Origin of the sequence: Ochrobactrum sp. AP1BH01-1 (genome assembly GCF_018066705.1) — a bacterium.
Classification (GTDB): domain Bacteria; phylum Pseudomonadota; class Alphaproteobacteria; order Rhizobiales; family Rhizobiaceae; genus Brucella.
The window spans coordinates 219,955-237,604 of the sequence record NZ_JAGPOU010000001.1 but is presented as its reverse complement, the minus strand read 5'-3'; the positions used below and the strand labels follow the sequence as shown (position 1 = coordinate 237,604).

The window sequence follows — 17,650 nt, the reverse complement described above, 5'->3', positions numbered from 1 at the left end:
GAAACAGCCTCCAATCGCTCGGGAGGAGCGATGCAAAGTCAGTTTGCCGCCCGTTTCTTTCTGTCTTCTGCGGGTCGAAGCAAGGCTTCTGCCGCAGCAATATCAAGTGCTTCCGGGCGCGTGCAGCGCATTTCGATGTCAATGAAACGCTTTTCTTCGCCTGATTTGAGAATAGCCAGCATGACATTGATCCCATGCAGTGCTCGCTCCAGAGAACAACGCATGTCGCGGCCATCCTGAAGGGCAGCAGCCATATCCGCCAGCCCTGCTGCTCTATAGTTCGCCATCATACCTTGCGAATGCTGTTCATTGGCAATTGCAAACGGATGGTCCCAATTTTCAACAGGTTCGGCGGGTTCACCTGGCTTCGCTAACTCCACTTCCCCGCCGAAAAAATTGGGGTCCGGCAGATAGATTGAACCTTCGGTACCATAAAGTTCCATGTTCGCATGGCGATGCGCCCACACGTCCCAACTGGCTGAAAGCGTTATTGTTGCACCTTGCTCGAATTCCAGCAGTGCGTGAATGGTTGTAGGAGTCTCCACAGGAATGGTTTCGCCCCTGCGCGGTTCAGAAGCAATCGTCCGTGTCGGCGTGGCCATTGAGGTCAGCGCGGCGACACGCTTCACCGGCCCTATCAGATTGACAAGATTGGCGATGTAGTAAGGCCCGAGATCAAGTATCGGGCCGCCACCGTGCTTGAAGAAAAAATCCGGATTCGGATGCCAATGTTCCATACCATGGCTCATGACATGGCACGTACCGGACGTGATGCGCCCCACTTTACCGCTATCGATTTCGCGGCGCGCCAACTGGTGCGCGCCACCGAGAAACGTATCTGGTGCGCAACCCACTTTGAGATTGCGGCCATCGGCAAGAGCTTTCAGTTCCAGCCCCTGCTCCATCGACAGAACCAAAGGCTTTTCCGAATAGGGATGCTTGCCTGCGGCCAGAATTCGCTTTGTAACGTCATAATGGGCATCGGGAACGGTCAGATTGACGACGATGCCGATATCGTCATTCCGAAGCAACTCATCGATAGTCTGCGCTTTTACACCAAACTCATCCGCGCGTGCATTTGCGGCAGCGGGATTGATATCCGCGCATGCTCTTATTTCTATGCCTCGAAACATAGGCGACAGCCGCAGATATGCAGCCGATATATTGCCACAGCCAATAATCCCGACACCAAGCGTTTTGGTCATTTCGTTCTCCAACTCAGAAATTTCTTACGGTTTCGATGGAACGGCTTGCAAACCTGGTGTCGTCTGACGGATTATCGTGTTCCATGATAAAATATCGGGCAGGCGTCTTGCGCAGTACTGCAAACAATGCAGCCCAGTCGACAGTTCCGTGTCCGACATCTTCCCAGCCGTCTTCGTCTGCTTTTTCACCGGTTTTGGCTATATCCTTGACATGGACCGCAAGTATGCGGTCGCCATAGCGCCTGATCCATTCAAGCGGGTCTGCACCACCTTTGATGATCCACGCGATATCTGCTTCCCAAGCCAGATCCGGCGAAGCGTCGAGAATATGTTCCTGTGGCACGGAACCGTCGGCCAAAGGCTGGAATTCGAAATCATGGTTGTGCCAACCAAAGGCATAGCCCTCATTCCGATAAGGCTCGCCAGCCGCGACCAGACGGCTCCCGAACTCCTGCCAGCCCGCAACACTATCCGGACGGCGATCTGCATCGAGATACGGACAGAAGATCGCCTTCATATCGGCGGCCTTCGCAATCTCCAGAACGCGGTCGACCTCGTTCTCCAGCATATCCAGACCAAAATGGCCGGTAGGCATGGAAAGTCCCAGAGCGTCGAGTTCTTTCTTTAATCGAACCGGATCGCCGTAAATCCCCCCATAACCTTCTACCCGTCGATAGCCGAGGTCGCTCAGCATCGTGAGTGTACGCTCCAGCGGTTGGAAATTGCGGGAGCTGTAAAGTTGATAGGAATATCCGTTCATGTCCTCATCCTTCAAACTCGTTCCTGAATTTTTCAGGCCTTCACGAGACAAAAATCTCCCTACGGTTCGAAGCAACCTTCGAGCCGCCAACGGAAAGCCAATAGCGCTGCCTCGCGAGGCTCTTAAGGGGAGTATTCGACGCTTATCATCTAAAGCCTCTCTTCCGTTTGGGCATCGAAGAGCGACAGCATATCGGGTTTGAAGCCGATCCTGACCTTCTCTCCTGCCCGGTAGCGTTTGCCGGCTTCCACCCGCGCGGATAATGGATGTCCGTTCAGGCGAAGCCAGACCAGACTGTCGGCGCCCATCGGCTCATCCAGCTCCACGGTCGCTTCAAAACCGTCCTCGGCTTCAAACCGGATATGCTCGGGGCGAACCCCGAGCGTGGCCTTTTGCCCCGGCACCAGTTCGCCGGCATATCCGTCCAGCGGCACCGCGGCTTCGCCGATATGAAATACGGGCTTGCCATGTGTGGCGGTGATTTCCCCGGAAAAGAAGTTCATCGAGGGCGAACCGAGAAACCCTGCGACAAACCGATTCTTGGGACGGTTGTAGATCGTCAGCGGATCCGCCAGTTGCTGAACCACCCCACCCTTCATCACGGCAATGCGGTCCGCCAGCGTCAAGGCTTCGATCTGATCATGCGTGACATAGATCATCGTATTACCGAGCTTCTGATGAAGACGCTTGATCTCGACGCGTAGTTCGGAACGCAATTTTGCATCCAGATTGGACAGCGGTTCATCGAACAGAAACACATCCACGTCGCGCACCAGTGCGCGACCAATCGCAACACGCTGGCGCTGCCCGCCTGACAGTGCCGCAGGCTTGCGTTGCAGCAAAGGTTCGATCTGAAGGATTTCAGCAGCACGCTTGATGCGCGTGTCGATCTCGTTCTTCGGCAGACCGGCGACCCGCAAACCGAAGGAAAGGTTCTTTTCAACGGTCATCTGCGGGTAAAGCGCATAAGATTGAAACACCATGCCGATGCCGCGATCCTTCGGCTCCTCCCAGGTAACATTTCGTCCTTTGATAAAGATGCTGCCTTCGGAAATATCGAGAAGTCCTGCGACGCAATTCAGCAGTGTGGATTTGCCGCAGCCGGAAGGCCCGAGAAGGACGAGAAACTCGCCCTCTCCGATTTCCAGATTGAGATTTTGAAGCACGTTGACCGAGCCGAAACCGAGCGACAGGTCCTGGATGGAAACGCTTGAATTCATGAACTCATCCTTTCACTGCGCCAGCGGCAATGCCGCGAACGAAATATCGGCCGGACAGAAAATATACGAGAAGCGGCACGGCACCTGTGAGGAGGGTGGCGGCCATATTGACGTTATATTCCTTCACGCCCTGCATGGAGTTGACGATATTGTTCAGCTGCACGGTCATCGGGAAGTTCTGCGTTCCTGCAAACACCACACCGAAGAGAAAATCGTTCCAGATGCCCGTCACCTGCAAAATGATCGCAACGACGAAGATCGGCAGTGACATCGGCAGCATGATTTGAAAGAAAATGCGCCAGAACCCGGCTCCGTCGACACGCGCCGCCTTGAAGAGTTCCGGCGGCAGACCGGCAAAATAATTGCGGAACAAGAGTGTCAGGATAGGCATGCCGAAAATGGTATGTATAAAGACAACGCCAGTCAGCGTGCCGAAAATCCCAAGCTCCCGTGTGATGATAACGAGCGGATAGAGCATGACCTGATACGGAATGAATGCCCCGAAAAGCAGGACTGCGAAGAAGATTTCCGATCCCTTGAACTTCCAGTTTGCAAGCGCGTAGCCATTGACCGATGCAATAGCGATGGAAACGATTACACTCGGAACAGTAATCTTGATCGAATTCCAGAAACCTGCGCTGATCCCCTCACAATAAAGCCCGGTGCATGCCTGGCTCCAGGCCTTGACCCATGGTTCAAATGTGATTTCGACCGGTGGTGAAAAGATATTACCAAGCCGGATCTCAGGCATGCCTTTCAGAGATGTCACAACCATCACGTAGAGGGGCAGCAGGTAATAAACGGCAGCGACAAACAGGATGCTGTAGAGCATGATGGTTGTGGGCGTGAAACGCCGTTTCGGCTTGCGGCCCCAAGGCTGTGAAGCCTGCCTTTGTGCCGGACGAGGTTGGGCGGCTGCAGCTTCGGTTTCAGTCGGCATCTTTCTGTGCAGGACAGCTTCCGTCATCGCGCTTTCCTCCGGCTGAACTCAAGCATCGTCCACGGAACGAGTATGATCAAAACGGTGGTCAGCATGACCGTGGAAGCGGCAAGCCCCTGCCCCAGATTGGCCCAGCCGAACATGAAGTCGTAGACATATTTTGCCGGGACTTCCGACGCGATGCCGGGACCGCCATTGGTCATGGCAACCACCAGATCGTAAAGTTTGACGATGCCTGTCGCGATCAGGACGACGGTCGTCACCAAAACGGGGCGCATCATCGGCAAAATGATGAACAGATAGGTTTTCCATTTCGGAATGCCGTCAACGCGCGCAGCCTTCCAGATTTCGTCGTCAACATTGCGCAGCCCGGCCAACATCAAAACCATGACCAAACCTGTCATCTGCCAAAGCCCGGCAATGACAATCGCATAGATGACGTAAGTTCGGCTCGACAGGATCGCCATCTGGAAACTGTCGAAACCGATATCGCGAATGACTTTCTCCAGCCCAAGTTGAGGATTGAATATCCACTGCCAGACAAGCCCCGTCACAATGAACGACAGGGCATAAGGATAGAGAAAGATTGTACGAAATGTGTTCTCAAACCGGATCTTCTGATCCATCAGAGCAGCAAGAACCAACCCGGTCACAAGGGAGAATCCCATGCAGAGGACGCCGTAGATCGCCAGATTGCGAACCGATACATGCCAGCGGGTTGCCGAAAACAGACGCGTATACTGGTCGAAGCCGACAAAGTTCAAAGTCGGCAGCGATTTGGAAGACGTAAAGGAATATACAACCGTCCAGAGCGTGCAGCCAATGAACACCACGAGAACCGTCGCGATCATAGGAAGCGCTGCAACCTTTGCATTCAGATTGCGGAATATTCCCGGCGGCTTTCTACGATTGCCCTCTTCCATGACGGCCATGATGTTCCTCCCTTACCCGGTTCTCGGGAGTCCTGCACCGTCCTCATCGATAGTGCAGACCCTTACCGAGACTATTGCGCCTGCTCGATAATCTCCGCAAAACGTTCCTGAAGGTCGTCGACCGTCATGTCGGGATTGGAGAAAAACTCAGCCGCCAGGCTTTCGATCTGCCCTTGCGTATCGGGTGCGCGCAATTGCTCCACAGAAGGAACGATGTTGTCCGGGTTCTTCAGAATATCGATGCCCGCACGCATGCAACTCGACGCCGCATCCAGATCGACATCACCACGGATCGGCAGAGAGCCCTTGGCAAGATTGAACGCGACCTGCGTATCTTTGGAAACAAGCATGCTTGCCAGCTTGAGCTGCGCTTTTGTAACTTCCGGGTCCTTGTTCTTCGGGAAGTAGATAGCATCGCCGCCGGTATCCAGGTACGGATGGACGCCGAGGCCCGGCAAGCAGTCATAATCCTTACCTGCAACCTTGCCGGCGGTGCCGAACTCGCCCTGCGCCCAGTCTCCCATGATCTGCGTTCCGGCGCGCCCGGTGAGCACCATATTGGTGGCCTCATTCCACGAGCGTCCGACATAACCCGGATCAGCCATTGTGCGGGCTTGCGCCAGCGCTTCAAATACCTTCTTCATTTCGGGGCTGCGCGCTGCCTCCGCATCCTTGTCCTTGTTGACCTTGAGATAGAGGTCTTTGCCACCGATTGCGGTTGTCAGGACGGTCAGCATGCCATTCACCTGCCATCCGTCGCCGGTTGCCAGCGGCACGATGTTCTTTTCTTTCAGCCTGGGAGCAGCAGCGACGAGATCATTCCAGTTCTTTGGAGGTTCCGTGCCAGCATCGCGGAAGGCTTGCGGATTAATCCACATCCATTCCCACGAGTGAATATTCAGCGGCACGCAATAAAGACGCCCTTCGTAGGTGCAGGATTCCAGAAGGCTCTTCGGACGAATGAAATCAGCCCAGCCTTCCTTTTCAGCAAGCTCGGTCAGGTCCGTCATCAAACCACCTTGAACCAGCTCCTCGGCCTGCCGTCCGTGATTGAGTTGGGTCGCGCCCATGGGATTACCGCCCAAAATTCGACTGATAATGATCGGGCGCGCCGTAGCGCCGCTGCCGGCAATCGCTCCATCGATCCACTTGTCACCGCCAAGCGCATCAAACTTTTCGGCCAGGACTTTAACGGCTGCAGCTTCGCCGCCAGATGTCCACCAATGCGTAACTTCGAGATTGGCTGCCGGGGCCGAACCTGCCATTGTCAACGTTGTCATAACCAGACAAACGGATGCGGCGAGTATCTTTGCTCTTTCAGGCAACATTTCATATCCTCCCAAATCTGAAACGTTACAGATATGGTATTCAAAACGGTCCTTCTTGCAAGCTTTAATTCGCGATATAGGGATTCCCCGACTGGAACGGAATTAGTAGTTTGTTTTTGCGGGAATTTTTGCGCTAGAATTTCTGTGGGTGGAGATATTCTTCGATGCGCCATTACTGACCGGATAGTCCCAGACGTATGTATACGTTTGCAAACTGTAACGTTACAGTTAAGAGTTTAACCCAATAGAAAGGGCGCCCAAAAGGGCGCCCTTCTCCGCATTCCCAAACAAGCTTCAGTCAGGCGGCCTTGCCCACCAAGCCATGCGGGTCGAGAACAAATTTTTTCGCAGCGCCCTGATCAAAGCTTTCATAGCCCTTCGCCGCATCCTCAAGCGATATGACCTGAGCGTTGACAATATCGGCTATATTCAGACGTCCGTGAAGAATAGCTTGCATCAGCTGACGATTGTACTTTAGCACGGGCGTCTGCCCCGTGTGGAATGACTGTGCCTTGGCCCAACCGAGGCCGAAGCGCAACGACAGGCTGCCCTGCTTTGCCGCGTTATCGACGGCGCCAGGGTCTTCAGTGACATAGAGTCCCGGAATACCGATAGCTCCTGCCGGCCGAGTTATCTCCATCATCTGGTTCAGTACGATCGCTGGCTGTTCCCCCCCACTGTGGCCGCGCGCCTCGAAGCCGACGGCATCGATCGCACTGTCGACTTCGTTACTGCCCGTAACCTCTGCGATCATGTCGCCAAGGCGGTCACTGGCCGAAAGATCAATCGGTTCAAACCCGACTTTCCGCGCGTGGTCGAGGCGTTCCTTGTTGAAGTCGCCTATCATGACGACTGCAGCACCCAGGATGCGTGCAGATGCGGCAGCAGCAAGTCCGACCGGTCCTGCGCCCGCAACATAGACAATCGAACCAACGCCCACTCCAGCCTTGACCGCACCGTGAAAGCCGGTTGGCAGGATGTCGGAAAGCATAGTGAGGTCCCGGATTTTTTCCATCGCCTGTTCACGATCGGGGAACTTAAGCAAGTTGAAATCCGCATAGGGAACCATGACATAGCGGGCCTGCCCGCCAATCCAGCCGCCCATGTCGACATAGCCATAGGCGCCCCCCGCACGTGACGGGTTGACCGTCAGGCAAACGCCGGTGTCCTGAGATTTGCAGCAGCGACAACGTCCGCAAGCAACATTGAACGGCACCGAAACGATATCGCCCACGTCGAGCATTTCGACGTCGCCGCCCTTTTCGATAATCTCGCCGGTAATTTCATGTCCAAGCACGAGGCCGGGCATAGCAGTGGTACGTCCGCGGACCATATGTTGGTCCGACCCGCAAATATTGGTGGAAATGACCTTCAATATAACGGCGTGTTCCAGCTTCCTCCCATCCGGTGCCGCCAACACTGGGTCTTCAATATCGCGTACTTCGACTGTCCCGGGCCGCAAATAAACGACGCCACGGTTCTTGCTCATGTCTACCTCCTCCAGGTCGAACAACACTGACAGATTTCAAACAATGCAATGATCGATAGTTTCCGGGCGCAAATTGAAAGCGTCCGTTTCTGGGAGGTTACAGACAGAACGTGCGTGGTTCAGTCCCAATCGCGACACGTCTCATTCAAATTAAACTTTAGAAGGCTGCTTGCAGGCTGTCAGTACGTTGTAGACTTTGCCTGCCCCGCACCTTCGTCGAAAATAAATGCCGGACCAACAACACGCACATTGCTGTCGCTCATGGGAGAAAAAGACGTTACGGAAATGCTGGTCTCATCATTGCGAGCCGGACGTGTGTCCGGCATGGGAACGACCACGTTTCTGAATGCCTGGCTGCCTTTGCTATTCGCTCGCAACTCACTGATCTTGTTGACATAACCAGCCCAATCGCACTTCTTGAAATCGCTGCCCCCCTGATAGTTGTAGGCAGTTGGCAGCTCGATGTAAGATTTGCCGTTGGAAACGGAAACCATATCCGCTGTTTCACCATTCGGATCGTTCAAAACATAGAGATCGACATTCTCTCCCTGACAGATGAAACGGCATTGCGCCAATGTTTCTGCCACATTGTCGGATTTCTGAAATTGCGAATGCGGAGCAGGAAACAGATAGCCATCCGACAAGCGCACGCAATACGTCAGGGCCCCTTTTACGCCAGTCGGAACCCATGGTTTGCTGGGTGCGGTGACTGAAGACGTTTTGGGCCGGTCAAGTTTCACCTTTGTAGCTTGCGGCGCTGCAGGCTGTTCGGCGCACGTCCGGGAAGAAAGCGAGCTTGCAGAGAGTTGTCGCTGGATTTCAGCAATACGCTGAGCGAGATCACGGCATGGATTGAAGAATCCTCCGCGTTCGTCGCCCCCCTTGCAACCGCGGCTGCGCTCTATCGCGCGCAAGGCTGAAAGCTGACGTTGCGTCATCAGATCCGCCGCGCCGGCTGCTCGCGTACATGACGCGGCAGCCAATTGCGGATAACAAAATAACCCGATCAAAAGCAGTAGAGCGAGGTTTTTTGTCACAACGACACCCTTTGAACCTATGACTTTATCTTGCTGACAAGAGATGAAGCGGTCTTTCCATTTCTGATCCCGCGCGTTTGGGGTTCAGCACTTCATCCGGGTCCATCTCCGATACCAAAGCAGCTAACGCCAGTCTTAGATAAAGAGGCGCATCAGTTCGATCTATGGCCTTCAAGGCAACTCGCGAAATACCGAGAGAGTGAGCCAGTTCTTGCTCGGATGTGTTCAGGGATGCACAGATTCTCGCGAGCTTTTCGTATGCACGTCTACCCATTACCGTCGTTCCCTCCTCCACGCACTGGCGACCAATTCGGCCCGCCATTGTTTTCTTCTTCCCAATTCGATCGCCTGCAGACTTATTGAGCTCAGCTTTAGTTGGATCGCTGGCGCCCCCCCCCCCGCGGCCTGATCCTCCCGCGAGAAACGCTGCTAGATGAGCTCTGCTTGCTCCAGTGTCCGGCTTTTGCCGAGGCTGACAGGATAAAATCCCTTCGAGCTAAGCTGTGCCCTGTTCGCCCGGATCGATTGGCGCTGCGCCGGATAAAAAAGAAACGCACAAGAGCACACATTGCGACGCCAATCCCCCCTCAATTACCAGCCATAGCTTGCCCGCAACAATAGAAGGACATTTTCTTACATTAAGCAATGTGAAATATCAGACAGAAAGTAAAACTACTTCCATCCAATAAGGATAAGCAAACAAAACAGCTCGATGCTCCAATATGGCACACGCGCTTCCGGAGTATACCTCTTCTTCGTATACTTATTCGATCAACGCTTTGATTTTATTATAAAATAATCAAAAATCCCCCTGAATAGGGGGATACATTTCCGCGCAAAACCAACACCCCTTGATTGAATCTATAGATGTTGGTCAAACATAAATTGCATGACTGAAAAGAAGTCAAAATGAGACAGGCATTAACGATATCTGGAAAAAAAAGAGCCACCCGTGCCTTCAACTCGGCTACAGCAACCGTGGAGTGATGGAATCGGAAAAATCGGTGGGGCTCAGACGTGGATTCGGCGCGACTTCTCGCTGGCGCACTTCCACCAGATCCGACAGCTGACGCCGAAAAACTTCAGCTCTAGAAATCATCCCTGTGGCGGATGGATTGCAGATAGGCGTAGGCGGTGCCCAAAAGCACTGGCACGATTACCAAAGCGGTCCAGAATAGAATGTTGCTCATCTCTGCCCTCTCCCATGGTGCGCAACGATGTGCGTTCTGCATCTCTGCGGGCTTTATTCTAACACGGAAATGGCCGTCTTGTTCCAGATTCTTAATGAGAGGTTAACGAGATCAAACATCCTGACCGGCGAATATCGTCACCAACCAATCGATGAATACCCGAACACGCGGGGAAAGCTGGCGGTCACGTGGATATATGACGGATACAGGCGACGGAGTTGGAGGATAAGCAGCCAGTATCTGAACCAGTTTTCCATCGGCAATGTGCTTCATCGCATGATAGCGTGGAATCTGTATGATACCGAGCCCCAAACAGGCTGCTGCCGCATAGCTTTCAGCGGCATTGACCGTAACCGGCGCGGGGATGGTGACCGTCCGCAACTTTCCATCAACCATAAATTCCAGTGGCATGCGCGCAATACTGCCGCTGGCTCTGAAACCGATCATCTGGTGGCCGTAGGCCAGCTCATCTGGATGTTCGGGGCGTCCAAATCGTGCGAGATAGAAAGGAGACGCTACGGTGATCTCGTCCAATGTCGCAACGCGTCGGGCAATCATGTCGCTATCTTGCAGCGAGCCAACACGCAGAACACAATCGATACCTTCCCGAACCGGATCGACGAACCGATCTCCTTCGGTCATATAGAATTCAATCTCCGTATATTTTTCCAGAAAGGCCGGCAATTCCGGCAGAAGAAAATGGCGCGCCAGTGTTCCCTGAACCTCGACCCGAAGCAAACCTTTGGGCGTAGCCCCGGAAAATCCGCCTTCGGCGTCCTCGACATGGGCTAGGATTTCTTTGCAGCGCTGATAATAGGCCTGACCGTCAAGCGTCGGGTTGACGTGGCGGGTGGTCCGCAGAAACAGCTGCGCACCCAGTCGTTTCTCGAGCTGCTTGATTGCGTCGGTGACGGTCGAACGCGGAATTCCCAGATCCTCAGCCGCCAGAGTGAAACTGCGTCGTTCCAATACGCGAGTAAAGACCCGCATCGCGTCGAACCTGTCCATCTTATTGTTCGCCTTTTTCGGATAGTGATAACAAACGATGCCCGATTAAACGGCGATGTAAAAGTGCCATGTTGTTGGAACCTGAATGGACGTAACGATCGGAGCACAGAATGTCAGATAGGAAAAACAAGATTGCCATCGTCACCGGCGCGTCGCGAGGTATCGGTGCCGCCATTGCGGAAAGGCTGGGTCGTGATGGTTTTACGGTCATTGTCAACTATGCCGGCAATGCTGCCATGGCAGACGCCGTGGTTGCCAAGATCGAGGCTGCGGGTGGCACCGCGCTGACAGTAAAGGCGGATGTTGCCGATCCCGCCGCCGTGAAGAAGATGTTCGATGCTGCCGAAACCGCGTTCGGCGAGGTCGACGTCCTCATCAACAATGCCGGAATCATGGGCCTGTCACCTCTCGCCGCCACAGACGATCTCGATTTCGACAAGATTGTTTCGGTCAATCTCAAAGGGACATTCAATACGATGCGGGAGGCAGGCAGGCGTCTGCGCGACAATGGACGCATTATCAATTTCTCTACCAGTGTCGTTGGCCTGAAATTGGAAAACTACGGCGTTTATGCAGCGACCAAGGCCGCGGTCGAAACGCTGACGGCCATTATGGCCAAGGAAATGCGCGGCCGAAACATTACCGTCAATGCAGTAGCGCCCGGCCCCACGGCGACTGATCTTTTTCTAAATGGAAAATCAGAGGAACTGGTTGCACGCATGGCGAAAATGAGCCCGCTCGAACGACTGGGCACACCGGAGGACATTGCAGGCGTGGTTGCGTTTCTCGCGGGACCGGACGGCGCATGGATAAACGGCCAGACCTTACGCGCCAATGGCGGGATCATCTAAGGCATCCGGATATGTTCTGCGAGACATGCATCTCGCAGAACGTATTTCCCAAAAACTATCCTAATAGTTGTAGATAATCCCTATTCGCCTTGACAGTTTGTCGCGGCGAGGCTTCACATGAGCCGGATTCTTTTCGCCTTTTCTAATAGATTGGAATGGCGCCGACCGTTGTGAGGGGATGCAAATGCGTATTGGTTTCAACCGCCTTTTATGGGCCTTTGCAGTCGCAGCCTCCGTTTCGGCTGCTCCACACAACACACAAGCCGCCGAAACCCGGCGCATAGAAATTACCAAAGATAGCGATTATTTCGGCTTCGACCTGCGCACGGAAAAGAATGTCTCGCTCGACCAGTGCAAAAGCATTTGTCTGGGCGACAATGCCTGCCTCGCCTTCACCTATAATCCGAAGGTCAAATGGTGCTTTCTGAAATCAGATTTCAACAAGCTCAATCAGTCCGTTGGCTCCATTGCAGGTAAGGTCGTAGCGCAATCTACATCGTCCCGCGAAGTCGAAGATATCGGCGCTCCGCCAACCATCTCCTTCTTTGCTGCCAATCTGGTTGACGAGGCTCGTCGCCTGAAGCGCGAACTGGCTGGCATTGAAAGCCCGGACAGCCTTCGCTCGTTGAAAATTGAAGCGGCATCTGCCGCTCTTAATGGCGATCCGCGCACGGCAATGGAAAAATTCCGCCTGGCTGCCAGCATGTCGCCGGACGAAAGCGAAATCTGGACCGGATATGCGCTGTCAGCGCTTGCGACCGAGCCGTCCAATGGCCAGGAACGCTCCAAGTTCCAGCGCGATGCGACGTCGGCCTCGTGGTTTGCCTACCAGACCTCACGCACCAAGGATGAGCGCGCGCAAGCGCTTGCCGTCATGGCGCAGGCACTCGAAAAGCGCGATGCATCGCGCCCGGCCTTGCAGGCTTATGAAGCGAGCCTTGATCTCGTCAACTCCGCATCCGTTCGGGCTGCCTATGACGATCTGAAAGCGCGCAAAGGCTTCCGCATCGTCAATAATACGGTCGATAATGATAATGCCGCGCCGCGCATCTGCGCGCAGTTTTCCGAAGAACTGGTGAAAAGCGGTGTCGATTATTCGAGCTTCGTTACACTCGATAATGGCGCGCCAAAAGCTGTTGACGCCAAGGACCGCCAGATTTGCATCGAGGGTCTGGAACATGGCCGCAATTATACGGTGACTTTTCGTCAGGGTTTGCCATCGGCTGTTGGCGAAGTGCTGCCAGCTCCGGTCAATCTTTCGATCTATGTGCAGGACCGCGCGCCATCGGTCCGCTTCACTGGCGACAGCTTTGTGCTGCCTGCCAAGGCACGTCGCGGCATTCCGCTGGTCAGCGTCAATTTGAGTACAGCCAAGGTCAAGCTTTACCGCGTTGGCGACCGTTCGCTGGCACAACTTCTTTCCGGCTACCAGTTCCTCCGTCAACTCGACAGCTACGACATCAGCACGGTTTCCGAACAGATGGGCGCGCCTGTCTGGGAAGGTGAGGTCGAGGTTGCAGGCAATGAGCTGAATAAGGAAGCGACGACCAGTTTCCCGGTTGATGAAGCGCTGCCGGAACGCAAACCCGGCGTGTATGTGCTGACCGCCGAGCCGCTGGTCCAGAAGTCCGACGAAGAATACGGCACCAAGGCAACGCAGTGGTTTGTCGTTTCCGATATTGGCCTTTCGACCTATACCGGACAGGACGGTATTAATGTCTTCGCCCGTTCGCTGGAAAGCGCAGAACCGCTCAAGGATGTGAAGCTGACCCTGCTTGCCCGTAATAATGAAGTGCTGGGCGAAGCGATCACCGACAGCGATGGCCGGGCAACCTTTACGGCGGGACTGACACGCGGCACGGACGGCATGGTGCCAGCGGTGCTGATGGCCAGTCAGAATGATGATGATTTCACATTCCTTGATATGGCGCGCGCCGGGTTTGATCTTTCCGATCGTGGTGTGACGGGCCGCGCCGTGCCCAAGGGACTCGATCTTTATGCATGGACTGAGCGCGGTATCTATCGCGCCGGCGAAGTCGTGCATGTGGGCGCGCTTGCGCGTGACGACACCGCAACCGCAATCGATGATCTGCCGCTCACCTTCATCTTCACGCGTCCCGACGGTGTGGAAGATCGCCGTCTCGTTTCCGACAGCAAGCTTGCCGGTGGTCATGCCATCGACCTGACCTTGCCGTCGAACGCCATGCGCGGGACCTGGAACGTTTCGATCTATACCGATCCCAAGCAGCCAGCCATCGCAACGCAGATGTTTCTGGTTGAAGATTTCGTGCCGGACCGGATCGAGTTCGACCTGACGTCTGACAAGCCGGAAATCGCCGTGGGAGAAACCGCCAATATCACCGTGGACGGTCGTTTCCTCTATGGTGCGCCTGCCGCCGGTCTTGCGCTTGAAGGCGAAGTCACGCTTTCGACCAAGCGTCAGTGGGACCGCTTCAAGGGGTATTACTTCGGCCTCGCCGATGAAGAACAGGGCGAAGCCACGCGCTTGCCGCTCGATGGCCTGTCGAAAGTCGATGACAACGGCAAGGCAACCTTCCCGGTTGCAGTCGATGAAATGCCGTCAACAACGCGCCTCGTAAACGCGGCCGTGACCGTTCGTATGCGCGAAACCGGTGGCCGCGCGGTTGAGCGCAAGATCGACATCGCCATTCAGCCGGAGACCGATCTCATCGGCATTCGTCCGGATTTCTCAGGCGATGAAGTGCCGCAAGGTGGAACCGCAAAGTTCAGCCTAATCGCTTCTGACAGCAAGGGTGATCGCAAGACACTCGATGGCGCGCAATGGTCGCTGGTCAAGATCGAGCGCAATTATCAGTGGTATCGCAGTGGCAACAGCTGGAACTACGAACCGGTCACTTTCACCAAGGCGATTGCCAACGGCAAGATCGATCTGAAAACCGATAGCGAGGCTGAAATCAGCCTGCCGGTCGATTGGGGTCGTTACCGTCTGGAAATCGAAACTGCCGATGCTTCGGGTCCGGCTAACAGCTACGAATTCGATGCGGGCTGGTATGTAAGCTCGACCTCGACCGAAACACCGGATGGGCTCGAAATTGCGCTCGACAAGGAGCATTATGCGGTTGGTGATACGGCTGAACTGAAAGTTTCGCCTCGTTTTGCAGGTGAGTTGCTCATCACCATTGGTGCGGAGAAGCTGCTTAAGACAATCACCGCAAGCGTACCGGAAGGCGGCACGACCATCAATATTCCGGTCGGTGAGGATTGGGGTGCGGGCGCCTATGTCACGGCAACGCTGTTCCGTCCGGGTGAGGCTATTGAAAGCCGTATGCCTGCGCGTGCGATTGGTCTTAAATGGCTGAAGATCGATCCTGCCGACAAGCAGCTTGCAGTCAAGCTGACCCCGCCTGAAAAGATCACACCGCGTTCCACGCTTTCCATCCCGGTTTCGGTTGAAAATGCGGGTGGCGAACAGGCCTATGTCATGGTTGCGGCAGTCGATGTCGGCATTCTCAATCTGACACGCTATCAGCCGCCGAACCCTGAAAACTGGTTCTTCGGCCAGCGTCAGCTAGGCCTTGAAATTCGCGATATGTATGGTCGCCTGATCGATGGTTCGCTCGGCGTCACCGGCAAGCTGCGCACAGGTGGCGACGGTGGCAATATGGCAGCGGAAGGCAGCCCGCCTACCGAGAAGCTGCTGGCGCTGTTCTCCGGTCCGGTTAAACTTGACAGCGATGGCAAGGCTACAATCACCTTCGACGTACCGCAGTTCAACGGAACGGCGCGCGTCATGGCGGTGGCATGGAACAAGAAGGCTGTTGGCCATGCGGTTACGGATGTCATCATTCGCGATCCTGTGGTCATCACCGCCGGTCTGCCACGCTTCATGGCCCCCGGCGATCAGGCCAATATCCGCTTCGATATTGCCAATACGGATGCCCCGGATGGCAATTATCGTGTGAGCCTTGAGACCACCGATAATCTTGGCGTCGAGGTTGGCTCCTATCCTGAAAGCATTGCACTGGCCGGCGGCAAGCGGCAGTCGATCACCGTTCCGCTCAATGCTGTGGCCACGGGTGCCGGTGGTGTGACCATCCGCCTTTCCAACGATGCGGGCCTCAGCGTTGAACAGGCTTTGGCATTGCCGGTGCGTCCGGTCGATCTGCCGGTCACGAGCCGCCATGTCGTCAATCTCGCGGCCAATGGCGGAAGCCTCAAAGTCGATGGCGGTCTTCTGTCGGAAAGCCTGCTTGACGGTGCTTTCGTCAGCGTTGGTGTGACGCGAAGTGCCGCATTTGATGTGCCAGCCTTGTTGATGGCGCTCGACCGCTATCCTTATGGCTGCACAGAGCAGACCACCAGCCGCGCATTGCCGCTGCTATACTTAAGCGAAATGGCTGCAAGTACGGAAGCGGCAGCGGGTCTGGAAAGTCAGGAAGAACTTAAGAAGCGTGTACAGGACGCTATCTTCCGCGTGCTGAACAACCAGTCCTCTAGCGGTTCGTTTGGCCTCTGGTCGCCGGGGTCAGGTGATCTTTGGATGGACGCCTATGTGACCGACTTCCTGACGCGTGCCCGCGAAAAGGGCTATGACGTGCCGCAGCAGGCGATGCTGTCCGCGCTCGGCAATCTGCAAAATGCGCTCGGCTATACCACCGACGTCAAGGAACGCGGTAACGATATCGCCTATGCGCTCTATGTTCTGGCACGCAACAAGAAGGCATCTGTTGGCGATCTGCGTTATTTTGCCGATACCCAGCTTGAAAACTTCGCCAGCCCCATGGCAGTTGCGCAGCTTGGCGCGGCGCTCGCCCTTTATGGTGATCAGCCGCGTTCCGAACGAGTGTTCGATGCGTCGCTCCAGCTTGCAACCAGCCAATCCAGTTTCGACTATAACCGCTCCGATTATGGTTCGCCGCTGCGCGACGGTGCGGCAATGCTGGCTTTGGCTTCCGAAACCAAGCCTGCACCGAAAGTGCTGCCATCGCTGATTACACTGGTGGAGTTCCAGCGGGAAAAGGCACGTTATCTCAGCACGCAAGATCAGGCGTGGATGCTACTTGCAGCACGTGGCCTGCAGGATGACAATGGCGCAATCAACCTCGACATCAATGGCACCGCTCATCAAGGCGCGTTCTCCGAACGTCTCACCGGTGCAGCTCTGGAAGCGCAGCCGCTGACCGTCACCAACAAAGGACAAGGTTCGGTCGACGCTGTCGTGACCGCCGTGGCGCCGCCTGCACAGTCTCTTCCTGCGGGTGGAGAAGGTTTCACCATCGAGCGCACCTATTATACGCTCGATGGTGAACTGGCCAATGTGACCGGCGTCAATCAGAATGAGCGCTATGTGGTTGTCCTGAAAATCGACGATCTGCAGGAATGGCAGTCACGTCTGCTCGTGACCGATCTGCTGCCGGCCGGTTTCGAGATCGATAATCCGGGGCTTGTGTCGAGTGCGGATCTTGGCAATTTCCCTTGGCTGGAGAGCACACAGGCAGCGCATCTCGAATTCCACAATGATCGTTTTGTGGCCGCCTTCGACCGTTCTGCAGGCGAGAAGAAGCCGATTACGCTGGCTTATGTGGTGCGTGCGGTGACGCCGGGTCTCTATACCCATCCGGCAGCAACTGTTGAGGACATGTATCGTCCGCAATTTGCAGCGCGCACGGCAACGGGCATGATGGAGGTGGCCGCACCTTAGTGTGCGG

11 protein-coding genes are annotated in these 17,650 nt (G+C 55.1%); 2 read left to right on the top strand and 9 right to left on the bottom strand.

Annotated features, from left to right (window positions below):
* Positions 1-38: 38 nt before the first annotated feature.
* The 9 genes from J9800_RS01040 to J9800_RS01000 all read right to left on the bottom strand — a co-directional run bounded on the left by J9800_RS01040 (position 39) and on the right by J9800_RS01000 (position 11,109).
* Positions 39-1,205 carry a Gfo/Idh/MocA family protein gene (locus J9800_RS01040; protein ID WP_114215041.1) on the bottom strand — a complete coding sequence of 389 codons (1,167 nt, stop codon included), beginning with the start codon at positions 1,203-1,205 and terminating at the stop codon, positions 39-41.
* Between the two features lie 13 nt (positions 1,206-1,218).
* Positions 1,219-1,965: a sugar phosphate isomerase/epimerase family protein gene (locus J9800_RS01035; protein WP_114215079.1), complete on the bottom strand. Its 747-nt coding sequence runs from the start codon at positions 1,963-1,965 to the stop codon at positions 1,219-1,221.
* Between the two features lie 149 nt (positions 1,966-2,114).
* Positions 2,115-3,185: an ABC transporter ATP-binding protein gene (locus tag J9800_RS01030; protein WP_114215042.1), complete on the bottom strand. Its 1,071-nt coding sequence runs from the start codon at positions 3,183-3,185 to the stop codon at positions 2,115-2,117.
* 4 nt (positions 3,186-3,189) lie between these two features.
* Positions 3,190-4,125 (bottom strand): carbohydrate ABC transporter permease, encoded by a 936-nt coding sequence (locus J9800_RS01025; RefSeq protein WP_286167454.1) that lies wholly within the window; start codon positions 4,123-4,125, stop codon positions 3,190-3,192.
* Positions 4,126-4,148: 23 nt separating this feature from the next.
* Positions 4,149-5,057, bottom strand: coding sequence for a carbohydrate ABC transporter permease (locus tag J9800_RS01020; RefSeq protein ID WP_114215043.1), 909 nt, complete (start codon positions 5,055-5,057; stop codon positions 4,149-4,151).
* Positions 5,058-5,128: 71 nt separating this feature from the next.
* Complete coding sequence (locus tag J9800_RS01015; RefSeq protein ID WP_205315895.1) at positions 5,129-6,385, bottom strand: ABC transporter substrate-binding protein; 1,257 nt, start codon at positions 6,383-6,385, stop codon at positions 5,129-5,131.
* Positions 6,386-6,683: 298 nt separating this feature from the next.
* The gene (gene fdhA / locus J9800_RS01010; protein WP_112588972.1) at positions 6,684-7,874 is read right to left on the bottom strand and encodes a formaldehyde dehydrogenase, glutathione-independent; all 1,191 of its coding nucleotides are present in this window, start codon (positions 7,872-7,874) and stop codon (positions 6,684-6,686) included.
* 179 nt (positions 7,875-8,053) lie between these two features.
* Positions 8,054-8,911: a DUF2865 domain-containing protein gene (locus tag J9800_RS01005; RefSeq protein WP_353618718.1), complete on the bottom strand. Its 858-nt coding sequence runs from the start codon at positions 8,909-8,911 to the stop codon at positions 8,054-8,056.
* Between the two features lie 1,301 nt (positions 8,912-10,212).
* Positions 10,213-11,109, bottom strand: coding sequence for a LysR family transcriptional regulator (locus J9800_RS01000; protein ID WP_114215081.1), 897 nt, complete (start codon positions 11,107-11,109; stop codon positions 10,213-10,215).
* A gap of 110 nt (positions 11,110-11,219) precedes the next feature.
* On the opposite strand from J9800_RS01000, the gene J9800_RS00995 reads away from it, so the two are divergent.
* A complete protein-coding gene (locus tag J9800_RS00995; RefSeq protein ID WP_114215082.1) occupies positions 11,220-11,960 on the top strand; it encodes an SDR family oxidoreductase in 741 nt (246 codons plus the stop codon).
* Positions 11,961-12,138: 178 nt separating this feature from the next.
* Entirely contained in the window at positions 12,139-17,643 is a 5,505-nt protein-coding gene (locus J9800_RS00990) for an alpha-2-macroglobulin family protein (RefSeq protein ID WP_210845387.1), read from the top strand.
* Positions 17,644-17,650: the final 7 nt, after the last annotated feature.

What these genes read in the sequence shown, in the direction of transcription:
- J9800_RS01040 (WP_114215041.1), bottom strand. Translation starts at nt 1,205, where the DNA reads ATGACCAAAACGCTTGGTGTCGGGATTATTGGCTGTGGCAATATATCG.
- J9800_RS01035 (WP_114215079.1), bottom strand. Translation starts at nt 1,965, where the DNA reads ATGAACGGATATTCCTATCAACTTTACAGCTCCCGCAATTTCCAACCG.
- J9800_RS01030 (WP_114215042.1), bottom strand. Translation starts at nt 3,185, where the DNA reads ATGAATTCAAGCGTTTCCATCCAGGACCTGTCGCTCGGTTTCGGCTCG.
- J9800_RS01025 (WP_286167454.1), bottom strand. Translation starts at nt 4,125, where the DNA reads ATGCCGACTGAAACCGAAGCTGCAGCCGCCCAACCTCGTCCGGCACAA.
- J9800_RS01020 (WP_114215043.1), bottom strand. Translation starts at nt 5,057, where the DNA reads ATGGCCGTCATGGAAGAGGGCAATCGTAGAAAGCCGCCGGGAATATTC.
- J9800_RS01015 (WP_205315895.1), bottom strand. Translation starts at nt 6,385, where the DNA reads ATGTTGCCTGAAAGAGCAAAGATACTCGCCGCATCCGTTTGTCTGGTT.
- fdhA (WP_112588972.1), bottom strand. Translation starts at nt 7,874, where the DNA reads ATGAGCAAGAACCGTGGCGTCGTTTATTTGCGGCCCGGGACAGTCGAA.
- J9800_RS01000 (WP_114215081.1), bottom strand. Translation starts at nt 11,109, where the DNA reads ATGGACAGGTTCGACGCGATGCGGGTCTTTACTCGCGTATTGGAACGA.
- J9800_RS00995 (WP_114215082.1), top strand. Translation starts at nt 11,220, where the DNA reads ATGTCAGATAGGAAAAACAAGATTGCCATCGTCACCGGCGCGTCGCGA.
- J9800_RS00990 (WP_210845387.1), top strand. Translation starts at nt 12,139, where the DNA reads ATGCAAATGCGTATTGGTTTCAACCGCCTTTTATGGGCCTTTGCAGTC.